The organism is Micromonospora luteifusca, from assembly GCF_016907275.1.
Taxonomy (GTDB): Bacteria; Actinomycetota; Actinomycetes; order Mycobacteriales; family Micromonosporaceae; genus Micromonospora; species Micromonospora luteifusca.
Map to the genome: position 1 here is coordinate 3,808,186 of NZ_JAFBBP010000001.1, position 17,296 is coordinate 3,825,481.

Annotated in this window: 11 protein-coding genes and 1 pseudogene; 8 read left to right on the plus strand and 4 right to left on the minus strand. The window is 70.9% G+C overall.

The genetic code is table 11. The annotated features are described in order from the left end of the window. The first annotated feature begins 87 nt into the window (after nt 1–87). From JOD64_RS17295 to JOD64_RS17310, 4 genes are read left to right on the plus strand one after another with little or no spacing between them, the layout of a single operon-like run. Nucleotides 88–1,383 (plus strand): ABC transporter substrate-binding protein, encoded by a 1,296-nt coding sequence (locus JOD64_RS17295; protein ID WP_204943164.1) that lies wholly within the window; start codon nt 88–90, stop codon nt 1,381–1,383. 1 nt (nt 1,384) lies between these two features. Continuing rightward, nucleotides 1,385–2,302: a carbohydrate ABC transporter permease gene (locus JOD64_RS17300; RefSeq protein WP_204943165.1), complete on the plus strand. Its 918-nt coding sequence runs from the start codon at nt 1,385–1,387 to the stop codon at nt 2,300–2,302. After that, a complete protein-coding gene (locus JOD64_RS17305; protein ID WP_204943166.1) occupies nt 2,302–3,123 on the plus strand; it encodes a carbohydrate ABC transporter permease in 822 nt (273 codons plus the stop codon). Before JOD64_RS17300 ends, JOD64_RS17305 begins: the two co-directional genes overlap by 1 nt. Further along, entirely contained in the window at nt 3,120–5,207 is a 2,088-nt protein-coding gene (locus JOD64_RS17310; RefSeq protein ID WP_204943167.1) for an alpha-galactosidase, read from the plus strand. The genes JOD64_RS17305 and JOD64_RS17310 overlap by 4 nt, the downstream gene beginning before the upstream one ends. Nucleotides 5,208–5,335: 128 nt before the next feature. Here JOD64_RS17310 and JOD64_RS17315 read toward each other — a convergent pair whose 3' ends face one another. Then, complete coding sequence (locus JOD64_RS17315) at nt 5,336–7,843, minus strand: ATP-binding protein (RefSeq protein WP_204943168.1); 2,508 nt, start codon at nt 7,841–7,843, stop codon at nt 5,336–5,338. A 98-nt stretch (nt 7,844–7,941) separates the two neighbouring features. Next, a complete protein-coding gene (locus tag JOD64_RS17320) occupies nt 7,942–10,965 on the minus strand; it encodes a S8 family serine peptidase (protein ID WP_204943169.1) in 3,024 nt (1,007 codons plus the stop codon). A 283-nt stretch (nt 10,966–11,248) separates the two neighbouring features. Between JOD64_RS17320 and JOD64_RS17325 the strand changes: the two genes are divergently transcribed. Further along, nucleotides 11,249–12,004 carry a serine/threonine protein kinase gene (locus tag JOD64_RS17325; protein ID WP_307813456.1) on the plus strand — a complete coding sequence of 252 codons (756 nt, stop codon included), beginning with the start codon at nt 11,249–11,251 and terminating at the stop codon, nt 12,002–12,004. A gap of 91 nt (nt 12,005–12,095) precedes the next feature. Here the strand turns inward: JOD64_RS17325 and JOD64_RS17330 are convergent. Both JOD64_RS17330 and JOD64_RS17335 read right to left on the minus strand, forming a co-directional pair. After that, nucleotides 12,096–13,444, minus strand: a pseudogene (locus JOD64_RS17330) (HNH endonuclease). 72 nt (nt 13,445–13,516) lie between these two features. After that, a complete protein-coding gene (locus JOD64_RS17335; RefSeq protein WP_204943170.1) occupies nt 13,517–13,996 on the minus strand; it encodes a winged helix-turn-helix transcriptional regulator in 480 nt (159 codons plus the stop codon). Nucleotides 13,997–14,100: 104 nt separating this feature from the next. Here JOD64_RS17335 and JOD64_RS17340 point away from each other — a divergent pair, with 104 nt between their 5' ends. From JOD64_RS17340 to JOD64_RS17350, 3 genes are all read left to right on the plus strand, one after another. Further along, nucleotides 14,101–15,648, plus strand: coding sequence for an MFS transporter (locus JOD64_RS17340; protein WP_307813457.1), 1,548 nt, complete (start codon nt 14,101–14,103; stop codon nt 15,646–15,648). Nucleotides 15,649–16,053: 405 nt separating this feature from the next. Beyond that, nucleotides 16,054–16,227: a hypothetical protein gene (locus tag JOD64_RS17345; protein ID WP_167517360.1), complete on the plus strand. Its 174-nt coding sequence runs from the start codon at nt 16,054–16,056 to the stop codon at nt 16,225–16,227. Then, nucleotides 16,224–17,228 carry a glycosyltransferase family 4 protein gene (locus JOD64_RS17350; RefSeq protein WP_204943171.1) on the plus strand — a complete coding sequence of 335 codons (1,005 nt, stop codon included), beginning with the start codon at nt 16,224–16,226 and terminating at the stop codon, nt 17,226–17,228. The genes JOD64_RS17345 and JOD64_RS17350 overlap by 4 nt, the downstream gene beginning before the upstream one ends. Nucleotides 17,229–17,296 lie beyond the last annotated feature (68 nt).

Genomic DNA, 17,296 nt, shown 5'->3' on the forward strand with positions numbered 1-17,296 from the left:
CCGCCGATGCAACCTTCTCGTCACAGCATTCACATGGACGACACGCTGAGCAGTGACGCTACGTGTCGTAGAGGAAGGGACACCTCCGTGAGCGACTTCGACCCCGGTCGCCGGCGATTCCTTGGCCACCTTGGGCTCGCCGGCCTGGGTGCGCTCGGCGCCAGCTCGTTCCTCAGCGCGTGCGCCAGCTCCGCAAGCGGACCGACCACGAGCAACGGCTCTGGCGCGGTCACCATCCAGTCGAACCTCTCCTCGCCGCAGGCCAAGGAGGCGATGGAGAAGCTGATCGCGAACTTCAACGCCCAGGGCAAGGGCACGGCGAGCCTCAACACGATCGCCTCGGAGACCTTCCGGACGCAGCTCCCGACGTACCTGACCTCGGCGAACCCGCCGGACCTCTACACCTGGTACGCGGGCTCGGTCGCCAACGACTACGCCAGCAAGAACCTGCTGCTGGACGTCTCCGACGTGTGGAAGTCGATGGGCGACTACCCCCAGTCGCTGCGCACCCTGTCCACCGAAGCCAGCGGCAAGCAGATCTTCATGCCGATGAACAACTACTGGTGGGGCTTCTTCTACCGCAAGTCCAACTTTGCCAAGTGGGGCGTGCAGGAGCCGAAGACCTGGACCGAATTCCTGGCCCTGTGCGAGACGCTGAAGAGCAAGGGCGTTCCGCCGATCGGCATCGGTCTCGGCGACACCCCGTGGGTGGCCTCGGCCTGGTTCGACTACCTGAACATCCGGATCAACGGCGCGCCGTTCCACCGCGAGCTGCTCGCCGGCAAGCAGCGCTTCGACGACCCCAAGGTCAAGGCGGTCTTCACCCGCTGGCGCGAGGCGCTGCCCTACTTCGACCCCAAGGGCAAGGCGTACCCGTTCCAGGAGGCGACCACCGCGTTGCTGGCCGGCAAGACCGGCATGTTCCTGATCGGCACGTTCTTCGCCGACGCGGCACCCAAGGACGCTCTCGGCGACCTGGACTTCTTCCGGTTCCCGATCATCGACCCGGAAGTGCCACTGGCCGAGGAGGCCCCGACGGACGGCTTCTTCGCGAGCGCGAAGACCGCCAACCCGACCGGCACCAAGGCCCTGCTGACGTACCTCTCCGGGGTCGAGGCCCAGGAGGCGTACGTCAAGGCCAGCTCCGGCATCGTGCTGCCGGCCAACCCCAAGGCCAAGGCCTCCGACTCGCCGCTGGTCGTCAAGGGCAAGGCGATGCTGGACGAGGCCAAGGAGCTGACCCAGTTCTTCAACCGCGACTCGAGCGACGCACTCCAGCCGACCGCGGACACCGCGCTGACCAAGTTCCTCGACAAGCCGGACCAGATCGACGCGATCCTGCGGGAGTGGCAGGCCGGCGCCGAGAAGGTCTTCAAGGGCTGACGTGACAGCAACAGTCTCCACGACTTCGGTCACACCCACCCGGCGGCGGCGACGGTCTGCTCGACTGTCGCCGCTGCTGGTGGCGTTCGTCCTGGTGCCGTTCGCGGTCGAAAGCGTCTGGGTCTTCTGGCCGGCGCTCCAGGGTTTCTGGTTCTCCCTGACCCGCTGGGACGGGATGTCGCCGCCGACCTTCGTCGGCACGGACAACTACGTCGAACTGGCCGGCGACGCCACCTTCCGGGGTGCGCTGCTCAACACGGTGATCTGGCTGGTGCTCTTCGGTGGGCTCTCCGTGCTGGGCGGTTTCGGCATGGCGTTGGTCCTGCAGAAGGAGCGGCGCGGGGTCGGCTTCTACCGGGCCGCCCTGTTCACCCCGGTGGTCTTCTCCCTGGTGGTGACGGCGCTGGTCTGGCGGGTGTTCTACCAGCCCGACGGCATCGCCGACACGCTGCTGCGGGCCGTTGGCCTGGAGCAGCTGATCCGGCCCTGGCTCGCCGACCCGCAGACCGCCCTGTACGCGGTGATCCTGCCCGCCCTGTGGCGGCAGATCGGTTACGTGATGGTGCTGTTCCTGGCCGGGTTGAAGGCGATCGACCCGGCGCTGCACGAGGCGGCCCGGATGGACGGCGCCAACGCCTGGCAGCGGCTGCGGCACGTCACCATCCCCCAGCTGAAGGGGGTCAACGCCGTCGTGCTGTCGGTCATCGTGATCGACTCACTGCGCTCGTTCGACATCGTCTGGTCGCTGACCAAGGGTGGGCCGTACCACTCCTCGGAGCTGCTCAGCACCTACATGTACTCGACCGCGTTCCAGAGCCTGCGGCTGGGCTACGCCTCCGCGATCGCCGTCGTGATCTTCGTGCTCGCGCTGGCCGTCATCCTCGGCTACCTGGTTCGCGCGTTCCGGGAGGAAGCGTGATGAACAAGCTCCGCACCGGCGCCTTCCACACCAGCATGATCCTGCTCTCGCTGCTCTGGCTGGGCCCGGTGCTCTGGGTCGTGGTGATGTCCACCCGATCGTTCGACGACATCGCCGCGCACGGCGTGGGCAGCCTGCCCCAGTCGTTCACCCTGGACACCTACCGGCAGGCCTGGACCGACGGCGGCGAACTGCGCGCCTTGATCAACAGCATGCTGGTCACGGTCCCGTCGGTGGCGTTGAGCCTGTGTCTGGCCGCGATGGCCGCGTTCGCGCTGAGTCGCTTCCGGATCCCCGGCCGGCGGACCGTCCTGCTGCTGATGCTCGCCGGCAACCTGCTGCCGCCGCAGATCCTGCTCATCCCGGTAGCCAAGTTCAGCGAGCTGACCGGCCTCTACGACACGCTCTGGGCGTTGATCGCGGTGCAGGTCGGCTTCGGGCTCGGCTTCTACACCTTCGTCCTGCACGGCTTCATGCGGGACCTGCCGGGCGAGATCCAGGAGGCGGCAACGATCGACGGTGCCGGCACAGCGCAGATCTTCACCCGGGTCATGCTGCCGCTGACCCGGCCCGCGCTGGCCGCCCTCGGGGCGCTCTCCTTCACCTGGATCTTCAACGATCTGCTCTGGGCGATCACCGTGCTGCGCACCGACGACAACATGCCGGTCACCCCGGCGCTGCTCGGCCTCCAGGGGCAGTTCGTCTCGTCCTGGAACGTGATCGCCGCCGGCACGGTCATCGCGGCCGTCCCCACCGTCGCGGTCTTCCTGCGCTTCCAGCGGCACTTCGTCTCCGGCCTGGCACTCGGAGCGGTCAAGTGACCGCCGCGACGCCACAGCGCTGGACGCTGCTTGGCGTGCACACCGAGTACACCGTCACCGTCCCGGCCCACGGCCGCTGGCTCGAGCTGGTCGCGTGGGGGCCGCACGGCGTCTCCGACGGTCCGTCGCCGGTCGCCTACGACGGCCCGGTGCCGTTCCTCACCGCCGGGGACGGCGCCCCGATCGAGTACGCCACCGACGCCGATCGCCCGTTCACCGGTGCCGACCTGGTGATCGAAACCTCCACCGGGGAGCGCCGGATCGGCTTCGTCCACACCGACGTGCGGGTCGACGCCGACGGGCAGGAGTTGGCCGTCGACTTCGCCGATCCGCTGACCGGGCTGCGCGCCACCGTGCACTACCGGGTCCCCGCCGGCACCGACGTGGTGCAGCGGTGGGTCGAGCTGACCAACGACGGCACCGGCCCGCTGCGGATCGTCCGGGCCGGATCGGGCGGGTTCTGCGTACCGACGCCGCACGGCGCGCTGCTCAGCCACCAGTGGGGGCAGTGGGCGCAGGAGTTCCAGCTCTCCCACGTCGACCTGGGTCACGGCACGTTCAGCATCGGCAGCTCCCAGGGCGTACCCGGGCACCTGCACGTGCCCTGGCTGGCCGTGCGGGACACCGCCGAGCCGACCGGGGCGGCCTGGGGGATGGCGCTGGCCTGGACCGGTTCATGGGAGATCAGCGCCGAGCGGGACACCGGTGGCCTGACCCGGGTACGGGCCGGCCGTCACCTGGCCGACGGCCCGCTCGAGCTGGCCGCGGGAGCGCGGCTGACCCTGCCGGTGATCACCGGGGCGTACAGCGCGGACGGCCTGGACGGGCTGGCCCGGGTCTGGCACACCCACCAGCGGTTGCTCGCAGGTAGGCGCCTCACCCCGCGCCCGGTGCTCTACAACTCCTGGGAGGCCACCTACTTCGCGGTCGAGGCGGAGAGTCAGCTCGCGCTGGCCCGGATCGCCGCCGAGCTGGGTGTGGAGACGTTCGTCGTGGACGACGGCTGGTTCGTCGGCCGCAACGACGACACCGCCGGCCTCGGCGACTGGACGCCCGATCCGGCGAAGTTCCCGGCCGGGTTCGACGCTTTCATCGCCGACGTCCGGGCGCTCGGGCTGAACTTCGGGCTCTGGGTCGAGCCGGAGTGCGTCAACCCGAAGTCGACCCTCTACGCGGAGCACCCCGAGTGGGTCTACTCCGTCGACGGTCGGCCGCTCACCCCTGTACGCAACCAGTACCTGCTCGACCTGGGCCGACCGGAGGTAGCCGAATTCGTCCACTCCACTGTGGATGGTCTGCTGCGCCGGTACGACATCGACTACCTGAAGTGGGACTTCAACCGGCCGCGTACCGAGCCGGGGCGGCCGGGCGGGGGCGGGCCGCTCGACCTGGACGGCGCGCACGTCGCCAACCTGCACCGGATCTACGAGCAGCTGCGCCGGGACCACCCCGGGGTGCTGATCGAGGCGTGTGCCGGCGGCGGCGGGCGGACCGACCTGGCGATGGCCGCCCGGGCCGACGTCTTCTGGCCCAGCGACAACACCGGCCCGTTGGACCGGCTGGCCATCCAGTACGGCTTCCTGCACGCCAACGCCCCGCACCTGCTCAGCTCCTGGGTCACCGACGCGCCCGGCCTGTTCGACCCCCGCCCCCGCTCGCTGGCGTTCCGGTTCGTCCTCGCGATGGCCGGCGTGCTCGGCGTCGGCGCGGACATCCGGGCCTGGACCCCCGCCGAGCGGGCCGAGGCGGCTGGCTGGATCGCCCGCTACAAGGAGATCCGGGACGTCGTCACGCACGGCGAAGTGCACCTGATCGGCGGTCCCGACCAGGCCCGCTGCGCCGTGCAGTACACCGCGCCGGACGAGAGCCAAGTGGTCGTGCTGGCCTGGCACACCGGCCGGCTCGACGGTGCCGGCCTGCTGCCGTCCCGCCCGGTCCGGCTGCCACTGCGCGGCCTCGATCCGGCGGCCCGTTACCGGCACGGCGACCGGCACTACTCCGGCAGCCACCTCGGTTCGTTCGGCCTGCCCGTGCAGTGGAGCCCGACCCACGACGCCGACCTCATCGTGCTGACCCGCGACTGAGGCCGGAGCACCACAGTAGGAACACCTGCTTCGGCCTCGGTGGCGATCCCACCGAGGTCGAAGTCAGGTCGGTCACCGACCACACGCCGACATCCCCCAGTTCGCCCGGGCCCGGCGGCCGGGCCGGCTCAGGCCGGGACGAGTTCCCGGCACCGGCGCAGGGCGGCCAGGGCGAGCGGCGCGTCACGGCCCGCGATCCCGATTTCCAACTCGGTCACCGCTGCCGCGGCCCGAGCCGGCTCACCCGCTGCGACCGCGGCCTCGGCCAGCACCAGCACGGCCTCGGCCGCCCACGCCAGGATGCCCTTACCGCGTACCAGCGACAGTGCCTCCGTCGCGTGCCGGACGGCCTCGTCCGGCCTCGCGGCCAGCGTCAACCGGGCCAGCGCCGAGAGTGCCTGCACCAGCGGCCAGATCGCGCCGACCCGCCGGGCGTCGACCACCACCTCCCGCAGCGCCCGTTCGGCCAGCTCCACCTGATCGCCGCTCCCGCTGTCACCGTCGGCGCTGGCGGTGGTGGCGGCGGTGTCGGCGCTGTCGGCGGTGGCGGCGGTGGCGGCGGTGTCGGCGGTGGCGGTACGGGCCAGTACGGTGGCCAGTTCGACCCGCGCGTCGAGCAGCGTGACCGGCATCCGCTCAGTGCTGGCAACCAGTCGGGCGAGGCGCTCGACGAGCCCGTCCAGCCGCCCGGCGGCCCGGTCCAACGACAGTTCGGTCGCCTCGACCAGGGAGGTCAGCCGCTCGTACCCGGTCTCGTCGACCAGCGCCCGGCCGGCCGCCAGGAGCGTTTCCGCCTGTGCCGGGTGCCCGGCGTGCAACGCGCCCTGCGCCCAGTTCAGGCAGGCCCGGGCATGTTCGCGGGGCCGGTCGGCCAACTCGGCGGACGCCCGCAGCTCGGTGATGATCGCCCAGGCTGCCGGATCACCCAGCTCCAGTAGCAGCGAGGCTCGGGTGATGCGGGCCGCGAGGTGCGCCCCCGGGTCCCCGCTGGCCGTCGCGGCGCTCTCCGCCTCCGCGCAGCGGGCCAGGTGGTCGTCGACGTGCCGGCCGACGACGGTGTCCGGGGCCGCCAGCACCGCGAGCGCCGGTGCCTTGCGTCGCGGTGCACGCAGGTACGGCACAGCACGTTCGATCTCGGTGTAGCCGCGCAGCGCCTCGCCCTGCTGGCGCAGCATCCGCCCGAGCACCAGGCCCAGCTCGCCGCGGGCACCGGGCGGCAACCGTCGGTCGGCGAGCAGCCGTTCCAGCACCGGGATCGCCTCCGCCTGGCTCAGCCCGTCGATGGCCGAGCGGCCCAGCTTGGCGGCGAGCCGTACCCGTACCGGGCGGGGAAGCTCGGCGACGTCCATCGTCTGGAGCAGGAAGCTGGCGGCGGTCGCGTCGTCGCCGCGCTCGGTGGCCAGGTCGGCGGCCGCCTCGGCATTGCGGACGAAGTCGGCGCCGCTGCCGGCCCGGCGGTAGTGGTGCGCCAGTTGGGCGACCGGCTTCGGCAACTCCTGCTCCAACACCCGTGCGACGCGCAGGTGCAGCCACTCGCGGTTCTCCCGGGGCACCAGGTCGTACACCACCTGTCGGGCCAGGTCGTGGCGGAACCGCAGACCGTCCCCGGCGTCGTGCAGCAGGCCGGCCCGGTGGGCCGCGGTCAGTGCCGCGCCGACCGCCACCCGGTCCAGGCTGAGCACCGAGGCGATGATGCGCTGGTCCGGTGCCAGCCCCAGCACGGCAGCGGCCCCGAGCACCTCGCGGGTGGCCTCGTCGAGGGGGCGCAGCCGCCAGAGCAGCACGTCACGCAGGACGAACGGGACGCTGTCGTCGGCCAACGGGTCGCCACCCCGCTCGGCGAGCGTACGCAGCACCTCCTCGACCACGAACGGGATGCCGGCGGTGCGGTCGAGCAGGGTCGCCGTCAGTTGCTGCGGTGGGTCGTCGAGCCGCAGGGTCCGGGCGGCCAGCCGGCGTACGTCATCGGCGTCCAGCGGGCTGAGTGCGACGCGGGTGACGCTCCACGGCGGGGTTCGCGCCAACGCGTCGTGGATCGGCGTACTGCCTCCCGGCGCCGCCGTGCGGGCGGTCAGCACCACCGCCAGTCCGTCGACCGGGTGGGTGCTCAGGTAGGCGAGGAGTTCGCAGGTCGCCGGGTCGGCCCAGTGCAGGTCCTCGAGCAGCAGCGTGGCGGGAGTCAGTGCGGCCAGCACTGCGGCGACGGCCCGGAACAGGCGGTGCCGTTCGGCCGCCGGGTCGGTCAACGGGAGTGGCGCGGCGGGCAGCGCGTCCGCCAGTTCGGGCAGCAGCGGTGCGAGGGCACCGGCCACCGGACTGAGCGCGCCGAGTCGGTCGGCGCTGCCGCGGATCGCGTCCAGCAACACACCGAGTGGAAAGGGTTCCGGCACGTCGTCGCACTCGCCGACGAGGTGGTGCCCGGGAAGTTCGGCGAGCAGTTCGGCGACCAGCCGGCTCTTGCCGATCCCGGGTTCGCCCTCCAGCAGGATCAGGCACGGCGGGGCTTCGACGAGCTGGCGTAACCGGGCCAACTCCGCTGCTCGTCCGACGAACTCGACGGGTCCGCGCAGACGTTCGGGGCGGACGGGAACTGGGCCCCCGCCGCCCCGCGTCTTGTCCTCGCTGCCGTCGATCACCGTGGGGTCGAGCAGATCACCCCCACCGGCGCGAACGGTCGGCCGGCGGACCGACGGTGACCTGGGTCACACGTCGGGCCGCCGGCCCGTCGACACCGTCAGGACTGGACGGTGACCGGCACGGTCTTCAGGGAGCCGTCACCGTTGCGGAACTCCAGCACCCCGAGGTAGCGCTTCGCTGGCGCGAGGCCGGACCAGCGCAGGGTCAGGTTCGCCGTCGCACCCGGCTGCACCCTGCGCTGCTTCGGGTCGATGGTGAACCGGCCGGTGGAGGTGCCCGGCGCCCCCGGCAGGTAGCTGGTGACGGTGTACGCGTTCGCGCCCGTCGGGATGTTCTCGGTGAACTCCTGCTCGACGACGACGATGTAGTCGCCGGCACCCTCCGGCAACGTCACCTTGGCGCCGTCCCGACCACTGGCGGTGGCGGTGACGAACTTCCCGTCCTTGTCATAGACGTTGAGGCTGAACTCGGTGCACTCCATCACCCCCTCCTCGTCGTCCCAGTCGATGTGGGAGCAGGTGGGCCGCTCCGACGTGACCTGGATGAGCGGGCTGCGGGTGCCGGCCGGTACGTGCAGGGTGGTCCTGCTGATCGACGCGGGCAGCGGCACCGGCAGGTTGTCCGACGTGCTCCAGTCCCAACTCGGTCCGTCACCCTGCAGGGTGACGGTGCTGCTGGTGCCCGCGGTCAGGCCGGAGAGCTGCGAGATCAGCTGACCCTTGTAACCGACCTCGGCGGCGATCGGAACGCTGCCGGAGGTGCCCTTGCCGGTGATGGCGTCGGGGGCGACCAGCCCGGAGTTGTGCACGACCAGTGGGCTGCGTACCTCGTGCTTGAACTGGTCGCGCCAGGTCAGCGAGCCGTCGGCCCAGGTGTCGAACGCGCCGCCGGTGCTGGTCACCTCCACAGTGAAGCGAGCCGACTGGCCGGGACGGATCTGCATCTTGGCCGGGGTGACCTTGACCTTGTAACCCGGCGGGGCCTGCACCGACGAGGTGTAGGTGCTGGTCTTGTCGCTGACGTTGGTGACGGTGCGGGTGACCGTCTGCTTGCCCACCATCTGGCCCAGCGAGATCGACGGGTAGTTGAGCTGTGCCGTCTCGATCGAGCCGATCGTGTCGCAGCCCTCCAGGTCGAGGCCGTAGTCGCTGCCCCGGTCGGTGGACACCCCGCACAGGTACTGGATCCAGTCCTGCTGGTTGGAGTCGTACACCAGACCCGGGTCGAAGGCGCTGCCCGGCTCGACCTGGCCGGCACCGTAGTTCAACGGCGTGGCGTCGTACGTGCCGATCTTGATCGGGTTGCCCTTGTCGGTCTTGTCCACGGCGCTGGTCATCAGCGCCGAGCGGACCGCCGCCGGCGACCAGTCGGGGTGCTTGGCCAGCAGCAGGGCGGCGATACCGGCGATGTGCGGCGCCGCCATCGAGGTGCCCGACTCCAGGGCGAAGTCGTTCCCGCCGATGGACGGAGAGAACGCCGCGACGATGTCCTGACCGGGCGCGCTGATGTCCGGCTTGAGCAGCTCGCCGGCGTTCAGGTTCGACGGGCCCGCCGAGGAGAACGCGGCGACCGACGGCGCCTCGACCGTCTCCAGCTTGCTCGGCGAGATGGTCGCCGTGGCGTTGCCCTTTGCGACGTACGCGGTGACCGTGGCCAGGTCGACCTCGTTGATGTGCACGGTCGGCACGGCCTGCACGTCGGCGTTGAGGGAGTTCAGCTCCTCGTTGTACAGGACCATCCCGACCCCGCCGGCCCGGGCCACCTCGATGCTCTTGTCGGTACGGGGAATCTCGCCGCGTACGCAGAGCACGATCGCGCCCTTGACCTTGGCCGGATCCAACGTGTCGTCGGCGCAGAGGCCGGCACCGTAGGCACCGTCCGGGTCGAGCGCGCTGTCCTTGGCGAAGACCAGTCGGGCCGGACCGACGCCGGTCTCACCCATGCCCGCGCCGGTGATGGTGGTGCCGTTGCCGAGGGTGAGTTTCCGGTTGTGCTGTCGGTCGGTGGTGCTCGCGGCCACCGTGGTCAGCCACGGCGTCGAGTTGTCGACGGTGTTGGCGAACGGGCCGGAGTTGCCGGCGGCGGCGGCGACGAACACCCCGGCGGCGGCAGCGTTGAAGAACGTGGCGTCGACGGCCCCGAACCGCTCGGTGTCGTCACCGATCGAGTAGTTGATCACGTCGACGCCGTCAGCGACCGCGTCGTCGATGGCGTGCACGATGTCGATGTCGGTACCGGTCGCCCCGCCCGCACCGTTGTCGTACAGCGCCTTGTAGATCGCCAGTCGTGCGGCCGGCGCCATGCCGGAGATCATGCCCAGGTCCTGGGTGCCCGACGTCGCCCGCACGCCGTTGAGGCCGGCTGCGGTGCTGGCCGTGTGGGTGCCGTGGCCGTTGCGGTCACGAGGCGAGGAGTAGTCGTCGGGGAACGCCTCGGCGATGCCGCTGTCGTTGTACCAGCGGGCTCCGATCACCTTGTTGTTGCAGGTGACCGGCGCCTCGATGCCAACGTCGCAGGTGCCCTTCCACTTGGCGTCGATGATGGCCTGGTCGGGACGCGGGCTGGGCAGGGGTGCGAAGCTCGCGCTCTCCGGCCAGTAGCCGCTGTCGATGATCCCGACGATGACGCCTTCACCCGCGTGGGAGTCTCCGCCGAACTCCTTCTTCCACACCCCACCGTTGCCGGTCAGGCCCAGGTAGTCCGGGGTGTGCGAGGTGGTCGCGTGCACCTTCTGGCTCTCGTACACCGCCCGCACACCCTGGGTGGCGCGCAGCCGGGCGGCCTGCGGCCCGGTCAGGTCGGCGGCGAAGCCGTTGAACGCGGTCTCCATGGTGACGCGCGTGCGGTCGGCCGGCACACCGACCCGGTCCAGCACGGACTTGCGCTTCTGACGCAGGTGATCCCGGTACGCGTTCGCGCTGCCCGACGTGCGGTTCAGTTTGGAGCCGCCGGCTGGCTTGGTCGCGGCGATCCCGGGGACACCGCCCGTGTAGGTGGCCAGCGGCTCCTCGTCGAGCTGGACGAGGTAGCGGGCGGTCGGTCCACTGCTGGTCGGCGCGGCGGTGGCGCTGCCGGGCAGGCTGGTCAGGCCGGCCGCGGTCAGCGCAACGGCGGCCAGCATGCTGACCCCGCGCCTGGCCCGTCCGGTCCGATGTGTGTTCGGTTGTGGCACGTCGTTGCCTCCACGTTCGGTGCCGGCCGCCACGACTGATGACGGTGGCCGAAACCTAGAATTGGTATCGATCGTCGAGAAGCACTCGTAACCTCCCGGTAATCTTGGAAACAATCTCGTAACGCAACGGGTACTTTGCGCGTCATTTTGGGTCGCCGGCGGCGCTGTCTCCGCGCGGCGCTGTCCCCGTGCGGCGCCTTTTGTCCGCTGGCGGGCGCCGTAGTCTCGTCGGGTGTCCGTGCCATCGATCGAGTCGGCCTTCGTGGTCTTCGACGCTCAGGACTCCGGATGCCTGTCCTACGGAGCCGAGGAGGCGGGCCGGCGCTGGCTCGTCAAGACGGCCACCACGGCCGCGGGGCGAGCATCCCTCGACCGGGCCTGCGCGGTGCACGCCACAGTCCGCCACCCGGTGATCGTCCGCCCATGGTGGACAGTCCGTGGCGAGGCCGGCCCGACGCTCATCTACCCCTGGTACGACGGCAGCGTGCTGAACCACGCCACCGTGCACGGCACGGACCGCACCGGGCTGAGCCGGTTCCTGCGTCTGCCGGTGCCGCAGGTCGAGGTGGCACTCGACGCGATCCTCGACGCCCATCTCGCCGTCAGCGCCGCCGGCCTGGTCGCCGTCGACCTCTACGACGGCTGCTTCCTGTACGACTTCTCCGCCGGCCGGATGCGGTTGATCGACCTGGACGAGTACCGGCCCGGCCCGTTCCAGCTCGACGCCGACCGGCTGCCCGGCTCACGCAGCTACATGGCCCCGGAGGAGTTCGTTCGTGGCGCGGTGATCGACGAGCGGACCACCGTGCACCTGCTCGGCCGCACCCTGCACCACCTCCTTGATGCGGCGCAGGGCTGGCGCGGAAACGGTGACCAGCGCCGCGTCGTGGACCGGGCGACCGGGGCCGCACCTGCCACGCGCTACCCCGACGTGCCGGCACTGGTCCGTGCTTGGCGGGTGGCAACACCCCTGACTCGACCTCGGTGAGCCGAACCCTGACTCGATGCCGGTAGGCCGAGCGCACCATGCGGCTCGACCAGCGCCATGACGCCGATGGGTGCAGCCATGCCCGCCGTGCTTACGTGCGTCGGTGGTAGTGGTTGCGGCGGGGGACCTGTTCGGGGTCGAGCCAGGCGGGTGGGATGAACTCGGGGTGGCTGTCGCCGCCGAGGCGGACGGTCCAGTCGCTGTGGTGGAGGTGGCGGTGGTGGTGGCCGCAGAGGAGGACGGCGTTGTCGAGGCCGGTGGTGCCGCCGTCGGCCCAGTGGTGGATGTGGTGGGCGTTGGTCTTGCTTCGGTCTCACGGACAGATGCTTGCGCTGTCAGTGTAGGTCTTGGGGCTGACGTAGCCGAGGGCTGAGTGCAGCCGCGGTCGCGAAGGACGAGGGCGCGGCGTAGGGGCCCGGTGATGAGGCGGCGTTGCCGGCCGACGTCGAGGACCTGGCTGGCGCTGCCGAGCACGGCAGGGCGGATCGTGGCGTCGCAGGCGAGGCGGCGCACTGTTTCCGGGGTGACATGGAGACCGGTGTCGAGGGTGCCAGTGTCGAGGGTGCCGGCGTCGAGGGTGCCGGCGTGGAGGCCGGCGTCGAGGGTGCTGGTGTTTAGCTGTCGGGCGAGGCCGTCATAGCTGGTGGTGACGACGATCTGGGCCGGTTCGCCGCCGTGTTCGGGTAGCTGCCCGGTGCGCAGCGCGAGTCGGCACACGTCGGCGAGGGCGTCGTGGCGGCGTTGCCCGGGGGTGCGGGCGTCGTCGGGGCCGGAGGGTGCGGTCAGCGGGTCGATGGCGGCGCGCAGCAGGCCGGCGGTTTCGGCGTCGAGGGTGCCGGTGAGTCGGAGTCGGCCGTCGGTTTGCTCGGACAACGTGAGGTGGCGGTCGCGGGTGGCGCGGGTGGTTTCGGCTTGCAGTGCGGCCCGGGCGGCGGTGTCGGCGATGTCGGGTGCGACGTGGTCGAGGATGCGGGTGCCGAGTTTGCGCAACAGGGTGGGGTCGAACTGCCCAGCCCAGTGGACGAGCACTCCGACGGCTTTGTCGGCGGTTTCGGGGCCGGCGGCGGTGTGCACGGTGGTGACGGTGTCGGCGATGACTCGGGCTTGGTCGAGGGTGATGGTGGCGTCGGCCAGTGCTCGTCGTACGCCTGGGTTGGCGGTGTCGAGTGCGGTGGCGAGGTCGACGAGTCGGCGGGCGGCGGGGATGGTGAGGTGGAGCCGTTCGCGCAACCAGACCGCGGTGGATGAAGCGCCCTGTGCGCGGGCCGTGCCGCGGGCGTCGATCTCGCGGATCAGGGCGAGTTTCACGGCGGCGAGGCGCTGCTCCAGGCGGTGCGCGGCATCGAGTGCCGCGATCAGGTCGTGCTCGGCTTGGGCCCAGGTGGCGGCGTCGACGCAGGCTGCGACGGCGTCGTCTGCCTGCGCCAACTCCTCAACCATGAGCCGAGATTAGAACAGGCGTACGACAAATTCAGCTGTCATGATCGATTGGCGGCGGTGGCCTCGGAGGCGTCAGTCGCGACGGATCCGGCCCGGTCCGGCGCTGATGTCGATCTCGCCGTCCTCTACCTCGTGGCCGGCCGCGCAGCGGAGCACCGCGTGGACCGGCTGGCCACAGTCGTGGTGGGTGGCGATGACGGACGGGCCGGCGTCGTCGGCGGCCCAGGTGTCGCCCCAGTTGCGCAGCGCGGTGATGGCCGGCAGTAGTTCGCGGCCCTTGCGGGTGAGCTGGTACTCGTGGCGGGTGCGCTGCCCCGGCTCCCGGTACGGGATCCGTTCGAGTAGCTCGGCGGCGACCATCTCCTTGAGTCGGGCAGCCATGGCGGGCTCGCCGATGCCGACCCGGCGGACGAAGTCGTCGAAGCGTCGCGTGCCGAGCAGCGCCTCGCGCAAGATCAGGACTGTCGACCTGCTGCCCATGATGTCCATCGCCCGGGCCACCGAGCAGTTCGCATTCGACCAGGAGTCGCGGTCGTCCCGTAGGTCCTCCATGTGGTCAAGCGTACCTGGCTTGCGTTGATGCTAGCCAGGTGCTTCACTGGGGTTCTGCTGACTTCAGCCGACGAAAGTCAGCCCGACCAGCCCCGAGGACACCAGTGACAACCAGCACCGCGGCCCCACCCGCACCCGAATCGGCCGGCACCGCCCGCTCATCCGTCCGTGGCTCCCGCGCGGTGACCCTGATCGCCATGTGCCTGGGCGCGATGATCACGTTCCTGCAGATCACCGCGACGGTCTCCGCCCTGACCACGATCCAGCAGGATCTGCAGGTCGACCCGACCACCCTGGTCTGGATCCCCAGCGCCTACACCCTGGTGGTGGCGAGCGTGGTGCTGTCCGCAGCCACCCTGGGTAACCGCTACGGGCGCAAGCGCATGTTCGGTGCCGGAGTCATCGCGATGATCGTGGGCGCCGCCGTCGTGGCCGGTGCCCCGACCGTGGCCTGGGTCATCGTCGGGCAGTTGGTGGCGGGCCTCGGCGGGGCCCTGATCCTGCCGAACAGCCTCGCGATCCTCGGTGCGACCTTCACCGACCCGCACCGACGTACCGAGGTCATCACCGCCTGGTCGGCGGCCTCCGGCATCGGGCTCGCGATCGGCCCACTCATCGCCGGCGCGCTGCTGCGGCACTACCAGTGGCACAGCGTCTACCTGTCGACGATCGTGCTCGGCGTGCTCACCCTCGTCGTCGCCGCCATCGGGGTGGCCGAGTCGCGGCCGAGCGCCGCCCGACTCGACGTGCCCGGCCTGCTGCTCGGCACCGTCGCCATCGCCGCAGCCGTCTACGCGATGATCCAGGGCGGCAAGGACGGCTACACCAGCCCGGTCGTGACGGCGGCCTGGATCGTCGCGGTCGTCGCACTGGTCGGGTTCGTGCTGGTCGAGCGGCGGGCCAGCGCGCCGATGCTCGACGTACGGCTGTTCCGGTCCGCCTCGTTCAGCGCCGTCATGGTCGTCGCCGCGGTGTCGCTGTTCGGCTTCACCGGCGTGGCGATCCTGTTGGTTCTCTTCCACGAACGTGCCCAGGCCCTCAGCCCGCTGGACACCGGCTGGCGGATGTTGGTGCTCTTCGGCGCCTACGTGCTCGTCGCCTTCGGCGCCGGGCGCGTGATCCGTCGTACCGGCTTCAAATTGCCGCTCACCCTCGGCCTGGTCCTCGGTGCGGTGGCCAGCTTCGCTCTGGCGGCCCAGGGGCCGGCCACGCCGTTCGGACACCGCTGGGCGCTGTTCGCCCTCTTCGGTGTCGCTGGTGGCCTGGTGGTGGCGCCGGCGACCGCCGCGGCGCTGGCCAGCGTCGCGCCCGCGCAGGCCGGCATGGCCTCCGGTGCGGTCAACGCCGCCCGGCAGGTCGGCTCGGTGCTCGGTTCGTCCCTGCTGGGCACGCTGCTCACCACCACGATGCTGGCCGACCTGCCTGACCGGCTCGTCGCCCACCAGGTCGACGAACCCACGAGGACCATCGTGCGGGCGGCGGCGGCCACCGGTGCCACCGGCGACCAGCCGCTGCCCGATTCGGTACGAGCGGCGCTCGCGGAAGCGTTGACCTCGGGAGTCCAGGCTGGGTTGCGAGTGAACGGAATCGTCTTCCTCGTCACCGCCGTGCTCGTGCTCGCGCTCGTCCGCAACCGCCCGCACAACCACTAGGACGGCCTCCGGCCGGGCGATCCGGCCCGCCTCCACCCGCTGGAGTGAACCGCGCGACGACTCAACCGCATCGCGCCCTGAGCGCCTTTTTGTGCCGGCTGGCTTGATGGCCTTGGTTTGTGACTGCACATGTGCAGTTGAACACCGCGAGGGCGTACGGTGAACACGTCGCCCGGGAACCCGGTGGCCGCCAGACGCCGTCGCCACCAGCCCATCAGGGGCGTTATCGATCGTCATCCCCATCGCCGCGATGTGCTGGTCGTGTTGGTTGATCACCGACCACGTCCCAGCTGTCGGATTCGCCGCTCGTTGCGGCCGGGACGGCTGAGGGTCCGGGTGCGACAGGCGTTCACACCGCTGTCCGCGCGAATGACCGTTCTGAACGCCTTAACCAGGGAGCACCAGATGAGGATCGCCAGGCACAGGATCGTCAGCGCGCTGCGCGACCGGGGCCAGCAGGCCAGGGCCGACTGGGTCGAGCGCGAGCTGCCCGAGCGGGTGGACCCGGCGAAGCACTCCGGGCTGCTCGCCACCCTGCACCTCGACCCGGCTGACCTCGCCGACGCGCCATCCCCGTGAGGGTTGCGCTGCTCGGACCGGTCGCCTGGCGTACGCCCCCGCACCACTACGGGCCGTGGGAGCAGGTGACCGGCCTGCTCGCCGAAGGGCTGGCCAACCGCGGCGTCGACGTGACGCTCTTCGCGACACTGGACTCCGTCACCTCCGCCCAACTCGACGGAGTCTGTCCCCGGGGGTACGCGGACGACCCGGACATGGACGGTCGGGTGTGGGAGGCCATGCACGTCTCCCACGCGATGGCCCGCTCGGCACAGTTCGATCTGGTGCACAGTCACCTCGACTGGCTGCCACTGGCGTTCGCGGACCACTGCGACGCTCCGTTGCTGACCACGGTGCACGGCTTCTCCGGCGCGGGGATCCTGCCCGCGTACGCCCGCGCCCGCTCGTCGTACGTGTCGATCTCCGACGCCGACCGGGCGCCGGAGCTCGACTACGTCGCCACGGTGCACCACGGCGTCGACCTCGGCGGGCTGCCGTTCACCAGTGACGCCGGTCCAGGGCTGGCGGCCTTCGGCCGGATCCACCCCGACAAGGGCACCCACACCGCGATCGAGATCGCCCGCCGCGCCGGTCGACCGCTGACCATCTGCGGGATCGTGCAGGACGAACGGTACTTCGCCGAACAGGTGGCTCCGCACATCGATGGTGATCAGGTCGTATTCCTCGGGTCGGTCGGCCCGCAGCGGCGAGCCGAGGTGCTGGGAACCAGCGCCGCTCTGCTGCACCCGATCGCCTTCGACGAGCCGTTCGGGCTGTCGGTGGTGGAGTCGATGGTCTGCGGCACTCCGGTCGTCGCCTACCAGCGGGGGTCCATGCCGGAGGTCATCGACGAGGGTGTGACGGGTTTCCTCGTCCACACCGTCGACCAGGCCGTCGACGCGATCACCCGGGTCGACGGCCTGGACCGGGCCGAGTGCCGGGCGCGGGCTCAGCAGCGCTTCGGCGCGGACCGGATGGTCACCGACTATCTCGCGGTCTACGACCAGCTCGTCCACGGCTGAACCAACCCGTCCCGCCGGTCACACACGCTGACCGGCGTGCGCCGTCCCCGCGTGAGGCTCGCCCCTGT